At 61.9% G+C, this 2,015-nt stretch carries 2 protein-coding genes; both read right to left on the bottom strand.

Annotation, left to right across the window (positions count from 1 at the left end; all coding sequences use genetic code 11):
* Positions 1-976: ABC transporter permease (locus AAC035_RS20990; RefSeq protein ID WP_339807059.1), on the bottom strand; the 976-nt coding region annotated here is incomplete at its 3' end.
* On the bottom strand, positions 973-2,015 hold a 1,043-nt coding region (locus tag AAC035_RS20985), incomplete at its 5' end, for an ATP-binding cassette domain-containing protein (RefSeq protein ID WP_339807058.1). The genes AAC035_RS20990 and AAC035_RS20985, both read right to left, overlap by 4 nt.

The following is a 2,015-nucleotide window of genomic DNA, read 5'->3' as shown; positions in this document are numbered from 1 at the left end:
GCTGGGCATAGAGCTGCAGTGAGTCCGCAGAAGCCATCAGCCCGCCCATCAGCACCGAGAGCGGGATAATGCGCAGGAAGTGCTGGCCCGCCAGCCAGGCCACCAGGAAGCCGGTCATGCCGTAACCGACGGCGAGGCCATCCTGCAATCTGTTCTGGATGACAGAGGCCTCGGCAATGCCGGCCAGACCCGCCAGCAGGCCTCCCACGGCCATCACGATGATGACGTTCCTCTCCCAGGAAATACCGGCGGTGGCACCTACCCGCGGATTGCTGCGACTGACCTGCAGGCCCAGGCCCCAGCGGCTGCGGGTTACCAGAATGTGCAGAACGATGGCTGCGATGACCCCGAAAACCAGGCCCATGTGCACCCGGGTATCGAAGAACTGCGGCAGAATGGCGCCGGAGGGGAATTCCACCGTGGCCGGCCAGCCCAGGGAGTTCGGGTTTTTCCAGGGCCCGTGTACCACGAAACTGACCAGCAGGATGCCGACATAATTGAGCAGCAGGGTGGCGATGGTTTCGTTGACCCCGAGCCGGGTTTTCAGCAGTCCGGGAACGGCTCCCCAGATGGCGCCACCGAGCATGGCGCCGGCCAGCATCAGCGGCATCAGAATCCAGCCCGGTTGATCGATGGCCAGCAGAACGGCGCCGGTGCCAAACAGGGCGCCCAGATAGAGCTGGCCCTCGGCACCCACGCTGATCAGCCCCAGCCGTGCCGGCAATGCCACCGCCAGTGCGGTAAGCAGAATAGGTGCGGTTTTCACCAGGGTTTCACTGAACGAATAGGTATCACCAAACGCGCCCAGAACCATTTCAACAAACAGACTGAAGGCATCCCGACCGTTAATGGCGAAGAAGCCCATGGAGGCAAGCACGAAGGTGACTGTCATGACCAGCACGGCGGCCCAGGGGCTGCGAAGCCAGCGTGTCAGTTGACGGGTTGGTGCCACGGGCGCGGCCACATAAGAGCTCATGATACGACTTCCTCGAGTGGCTGCTGTTCCTTGGGTGTGGCCGGGATGACGGTGTTGTCAGCGTGGGAGGTCATGGCCCGGCCGATGTCATAACGATCAGACTCGGCGGGATCAAAAATGCCGGCGATCTTCCCTCCCTGAATGACGGCAATGCGGTGGGCGTAGGCCATCAGGTCGTCCAGGTCCTCGGAGATCCAGAGAATGGCGGCCCCTTCGGCGGCTCTGCGGAACAGCGCCTGATAGATATCGTGGGCAGCGCCGGCATCGAGCCCCATGGTCGGGTAAGCGGCGACAATCAGATCCTTTTTTTCCAGCAGCTCGCGGCCGACCACCAGTTTCTGCAAATTACCGCCAGAAAGCTGACCGGCAAGCAGCAGCGGATTGGGCGGTCGTACCTCGTAGTCGGTCAGGATGGATTCAGTGATGTCGATTTCAGGCTGCCAGCGTGGGAAAAACCGCAGTTTCTGGTAATGGCTCAGGGCGACATTAACGGTCAGCGACAGATCGGCTGCCACCGCATTAGCGGCGGGTTGTTCGGGTATGTAGGAGATTTGTGGCGAGCTTCTGGGCGGTCTGGACGCAGAGTGAATCGCTTTGCCATTGATGATTACCTCCCCGGCACCAAGCTGCGCCAGACCCACCAGTGCATCGGCCAGCAGGTGTTGGCCATTGCCGGACACGCCTGCGAGACCAAGAATCTCGCCGGGCCTGAGCTCAAGGTCAATACCATGAATCGCCTGCGTGGCTTGCCTGGCGCTGATGTTGCGAATCAGAATGCTGGCCGGTTTGTGCCTGAACGTCTCGGCTGGCGGTGTCTGGATCGGGCTGCGACCGGTGCGCTCGCCCATCATCAGTTCCACCAGTGATTCTTCGGTGCAGTCCTGCCGTGCCAGCGTGCTCACCAGCCTGCCGGCTCGCATGACCACCACACGATCGGCGCAGGCCATCACATCCTGCATCTTGTGGGTGATCAGAACGACACTGCGGCCGCTGTCAGCCAGCTTGCGGATCATGCCCCACAGCCGTTCCGCCTCCTGGG

The sequence above is a fragment of the uncultured Marinobacter sp. genome (assembly GCF_963974375.1).
GTDB lineage: Bacteria > Pseudomonadota > Gammaproteobacteria > Pseudomonadales > Oleiphilaceae > Marinobacter.
This window is presented reverse-complemented; position numbering and strand designations above follow the sequence as displayed.